Annotated in this window: 3 protein-coding genes; 1 reads left to right on the forward strand and 2 read right to left on the reverse strand. The window is 38.2% G+C overall.

Translation table 11 applies throughout. The annotated features are described in order from the left end of the window. Nucleotides 1–135: 135 nt before the first annotated feature. The gene (locus MT391_RS20385; protein WP_499499895.1) at nucleotides 136–825 is read left to right on the forward strand and encodes a hypothetical protein; all 690 of its coding nucleotides are present in this window, start codon (nucleotides 136–138) and stop codon (nucleotides 823–825) included. Nucleotides 826–1,014: 189 nt separating this feature from the next. Here the strand turns inward: MT391_RS20385 and MT391_RS20390 are convergent, their stop codons facing one another. After that, the gene (locus MT391_RS20390; protein WP_499499897.1) at nucleotides 1,015–3,345 is read right to left on the reverse strand and encodes a YgiQ family radical SAM protein; all 2,331 of its coding nucleotides are present in this window, start codon (nucleotides 3,343–3,345) and stop codon (nucleotides 1,015–1,017) included. Nucleotides 3,346–3,468: 123 nt separating this feature from the next. Next, nucleotides 3,469–5,427, reverse strand: a complete 1,959-nt coding sequence (locus MT391_RS20395) for an exoribonuclease II (RefSeq protein WP_499499898.1) — start codon at nucleotides 5,425–5,427, stop codon at nucleotides 3,469–3,471. Nucleotides 5,428–5,662: the final 235 nt, after the last annotated feature.

Genomic DNA, 5,662 nt, shown 5'->3' on the forward strand with positions numbered 1-5,662 from the left:
GATAAAAGAAGCAGCATAAAAATTAGCTAATGAGTGCCAACTGTCTTGAAAAACACCGCTTTAGTGAGGCCTAAAGGTTGCCGTTTATGAGTTATAGCTTCAGCAAGATAGGTTTGCATCACTTAAAGGAATAAAATGTCTGCAAATAAGAATGTGCCATTTGAAGGCACAGAAAAAGCACACAATGCATTAAAGGAAACACTCACCAGAACAACACTAAATACGCTGTTGGCTAATCGTATTCCAGTGTCTATTGCTGATAAATTGTCTCGACAAGTCGCTGACAAGGTTGATTTATTAACGCTTTATAAAATTGTTGCCGATGATATGAAACATCAGCGAGTACCAAAGCAGCGCATTTTAGACAGAACTATTGTGCATATGTTTGAAATTTTATTTCGTATTATTAATTCTAATTCTAATTCTAATTCGAATGCTAATAAAGGTAATGAAACCGCGCTTAAACAAAAAGAGTTTTTTACTCTGGTACCGCGTGGGGAATGTTTAGATCTATTTCTGCAGTTAGTAAAAGAATATTGCATGGGAGATACGGAAATTCAACGCTACACCTATCAGTTAGAGCAGTTGATAGAAGGGGTGAGTAATGAATATATTATCAATTGGGATAAACTGTATCAAAGCGATGAATTTAAGCGTTATCTTTCTGCTTTATTATCCTTAATATTGAAGCATCTACGTGATGATCGAGCACCTATTCCTGCGTTGGAAAATAAAATGCCCACTCATTTTCAACCCTATCGTATTAATTCATTTTTAAACCAAATATGTCAGTTGAAGCAAACAGGCGCGCTGCAATTAGATTAAATTAGTTTATTTAAAAGACTTCAACCTTTAAATTTTTAGTGAAAATTACATAAATATAAAGGATACAAAAAAGCGCTAACTTAGTTAAAAGTTAACGCTTTTTTCAAAGATAATTTATCGCAGATAGTGAGGGTATTTATAAGCTTTACTTAAGCATTATTTTCTACCCAGCCATACCAAAATGAAAGCTTACTTTTGAAATTGGTTAGTACTAAAGCGCGTTAAACCTTGCTTACCATTTGCTGGTTTACTACCAAATTTTGCTTTAGGCGCACGTTTATTATTCGTCACTTTACCTTTATTTTTTGCAGCAACTTTATTGCCTTTTAAAGGTGCTTTTGCTTTGGTAGCATTTCTGTTAAGAATTTCAGCACGCGTTTCTTTTGGCACTAAACACGTTGCTTTACTACCAATCAAGGTTTTATCTAATCCCATTTTGGTTAACGCTTCACGAATAATTGGCCAATTATCTGGATCATGATAACGCAGTATCGCTTTATGTAATCGACGTTGAACGGTTCCTTTTGGAATAGGCACTGTTTCACTGTTTCTTTTTACATTTCGCAATGAATTAATTTCTGTGTGATACAAAGTCGTCGCGTTCGCTAAAGGTGAAGGATAAAAGTTTTGTACTTGATCTAACTTAAAATCATTTTCTTTTAGCCACATTGCTAGATTGATCATATCCATATCTGTTGTGCCAGGGTGAGCTGAAATAAAGTATGGGATCAAGTATTGTTTTTTACCGGCTAATTTTGAGTAATGATCAAACAGCTCTTTAAATTTATCGTAGCTACCCATACCCGGTTTCATCATTTTATTTAATGGACCTTCTTCGGTATGTTCTGGCGCTATTTTCAAGTATCCGCCCACGTGATGCGTCGCGAGTTCTTTAACATATTCAGGATCTTGGATCGCCAAGTCATAACGAACACCTGATGCAATTAATACTTTCTTAATGCCAGGTACTCTACGTGCCGCGCGATATAGCTCAATCGTTGGCGTATGGTCAGTATCGAGATGACCACAAATAGTTGGCCATACACAAGAGGGTTTACGGCACGTTGCTTCGGCTTTTTCACTCTTACAACGTAATTTATACATATTAGCCGTTGGACCACCAAGGTCTGAAATTACGCCAGTAAACCCAGGTACTTTAAGTTTAATGTCTTCAATTTCATTGATGATAGATTCTTGCGAACGACTTTGGATTATGCGGCCTTCATGCTCTGTAATACTACAGAAAGTACAACCACCAAAACAGCCTCGCATAATATTGATCGATGTTTTTATCATATCGTAAGCGGGAATTTTAGCATCGCCATAACTTGGATGCGGAACACGAGCATAAGGTAAACCAAATACACCATCCATTTCACTTTCTTCTAATGGGGTTGCAGGTGGATTTAACCAGATAGCACGACTACCATGCTTCTGCATTAATGCTTTTGCAGAGGTTGGGTTAACTTCTTGGTGAAAAATACGTGATGCATGTGCATACAGCATTTTATTTTCTTTCACTTGCTCAAAAGTTGGCAAATTAATATAAGTCGTTGACCAAGCTTTTGCTTTCTCTTCCCATCTTTTTTCACGCTCTTCTTGCGGCGTGCCTTTATGTGGGGTCATTTGTATAACTTGCGCTGTTTTAGTGATGTCAGATGCTTCATCAGCAGCATCGCTTTCATCTTTCGCCGTATCACATTTTTCACTTAAATCTTGATAAGGGCTATAGATAGGATCTATTTTACCTGGCTTATCAACACTGCGTGAATCAATACCTGTCCAGCCAGGAAGGGCTGAATTGGTTAGAAAAGCACTACCGCGTACATCGGTAATGGTTTTGATATCATCACCTTGTGCAATACGGTGTGAAATTTCAATTAGCGGACGTTCCGCATTACCATAAATTAATAGGTCTGCTTTTGCATCGAACAAAACAGATTGACGGACTTTGTCAGACCAATAGTCATAATGTGCTATGCGACGTAAGCTCGCTTCAATACCACCAATAATAACGGGAATACCTTTGTAAGCTTCTTTACAACGTTGTGTGTAAGCAGCAACGGCACGATCCGGACGTTTACCGCCTTCATCATTTGGCGTATAAGCATCATCATGTCTTAGTCTTCTTTCAGCCGTATAACGGTTGATCATTGAGTCCATGTTACCGGCAGTCACACCAAAGTATAAATTAGGCTTACCTAGTTCCATAAATGCATCTTTTGAATGCCAGTCAGGTTGAGCGATAATACCGACTCTGAAACCTTGTACTTCAAGCATACGGCCAATGACAGCCATTCCGAAACTAGGGTGATCCACATAAGCATCACCTGTGACTATAATAATGTCGCAACTATCCCAGCCAAGCTGTTTCATCTCTTTACGTGACATAGGTAAAAAAGGAGCTGCCTTAGCAGAGTCGCCTCTGTATTTTGGATATGAAAATAAATTGCGGTCTTTGTGGGGAGTTATTGGCTTCAAGAAAAAATCTCTAGTATTGGAATGTAAAATTGGGGTCATTGTACCATAGAGTTTAACAAAGTCGCTTTTTGTCGTTAACAAACAAAGGCGTTAATCAGTTGATCTTAAAGATCAACTGATTAGAGGACTATTAGAAGTGTGTTTTGAGATGATTAAAGGCGTTTAAGCTAGTGGTTCAGCAAGTTTAGCAATTAATTGACGAGACTCGGGTTTAACCGACGTGAGCATCACATCAATCACATCACCTAATTGCAATTCAATTTGATCGGCTACTTTAACCACGCCTTGTTCGCGAACACATTCTATTTTTTTAGCTTCAGAAGATTTGCCTAGCAAGCTACTTGGTACAAAGAAAGTCGCACCGTTTTCTTGAACACGCACGCGACAACCCGCTTTAACGATATCAAATATTTCTGCTTTATAACGCCAATCTGAGTTCTCTTGGTCTTTCAAATAGCAGCAATATAATAAATTATTCACATCACGTTCAGCCATACGCTGTACTTTACGGGCTTCATTAAGGTGTACACCAATATCAGCATCAATTTCAGTTGCTGTTTGTTGCATTAATACTGATTTGATTAAACGATGGTTAATTAAATCCCCATATTTACGGATTGGTGATGTCCAAGTCGCGTAATGGTCGACTCCCATAGTGAAATGCGGGGCAGGGGAAGGCGTTGTGTCTGCATAAGATAACAAACGGCGTAAACGATGATCTAAGTAAGCATTATGTAATAACGCCACATCTTGGCGCATTTTTATATAACCCTCTAGCGTTGCTAATGTTGCAGCTTCAACGGTGATGCCATATTCCGCTAATAAAGTAGCGGCTTTTTCTAATCTGTCCGAAGCAAAACCAGAATGCACATTAAACACTCCCGTTTGGCAATGCTTTGCAAGAAAGTCACCGGCACAAACATTCGCGGCAATCATTGACTCTTCAACTAAACGGTTCGCTGTACGGCGTGGTTCACATAGAATCTCGTAAACCTCACCTTTATTATTTAGCTTTAAAGTGTAATCGGGCTGGCTTTTAATCACTACTGTATTTTCGCAACGCCATTGATGACGGATTTCAGTCGCTTGTTCAAGCACTTTTAATAATGGCCCTAATTCTTTATTAGGTTTCCATTGACCTTCTGCTAGCGTTTCGTTTTCTAGATAAGTCGAAACATCATGGTAATTGAGACGATAATGAGATTTTATCCAGGCAGCAAAAAAAGCAGGTTCGCCTAGGATTTCACCGCTTTTACCAATTTGCAGGGTACAACAGATAGTCGCGCGTTTTTCACCTTCTTTCAGAGAACATAAGCTATCACTTAAATCACGCGGTAACATTGGCACGTTAAAGTTAGGTAAGTATAAAGTAAACGAACGTTTTTTCGCTTCCGCATCCATTTCGCTATTTTCAGGCACGTAAGCAGAAGGATCAGAGATAGCAACGGTTAGTGCCCAGCCTTGTTCATTTTCTTCAATATACAATGCATCATCCATATCCTGTGTATTAACACCGTCAATAGTGAAAAAAGGCATCTTTGTTAAATCTTGTCGTTCAAGATCCGCATCGATAACCTGCCAAGGATGATCAAATTCAGGGGCTTTATTAGGTAATTGATGTGTAGCGACTGCAATTAAGCGATACGCAAATGGGTCGTTATGCTCAGCGACTTTCTCAACCACTTCAACTAAGAAACCATTACCATCAAGGGCGTGAGAAAGTAATTTAACCTTCACCCAATCACCATCTTGGTAACCTTTATTGCTAAGTTGCATGGCGCCTTTAATTTTAAAGAAACCCTGTAATAACGGATTATTAGGTTTAATCGAGATACGTTTATCTTTAATAGAAAGTTGAGCAACAAACTCTGTGGTGTTGGTTTGTTTTAATTGTAAAGGTTGTGCAGATGACTTATCGCCATTCTCTGTAATAGAGGCAGTTATTTTGTCACCGTGTAATACTTTTTTCATTTCACTGGGTGCAATAAAAAAGCGTTTACCTTTATCGGTTTCTAAAAAACCAAACCCACGGTCAGAGGCTTTGACAATCCCTGTGCGTTTTGGGGTGTTTTCCTGCATGGTTTGTTTAAGTTGATTTAATAATGGATTGTCTTGAAACATGCTGGAAACCTTAAGTGAATAGCGATAATAATGTTCGAGAAAGAGGCGTTTATAGAAAAACGAGGGTTGAAATAAAAGCGAATAATATAACTCGTTAAACTTCCTCAACTTAAGTGATGAATAGTAAAGGTGATTGCAGGGGAATTAAAGGTTGAAGTGCGCAAATGTTGAAAATTAAAACTAATTTTAAGAAATGTTAAAATAAAGCTTGGCTTTTTTTTAAATCTAGATATAG

Source organism: Vibrio sp. 1-Bac 57 (genome assembly GCF_037546855.1).
Classification (GTDB): Bacteria; Pseudomonadota; Gammaproteobacteria; order Enterobacterales; family Psychromonadaceae; genus Psychromonas.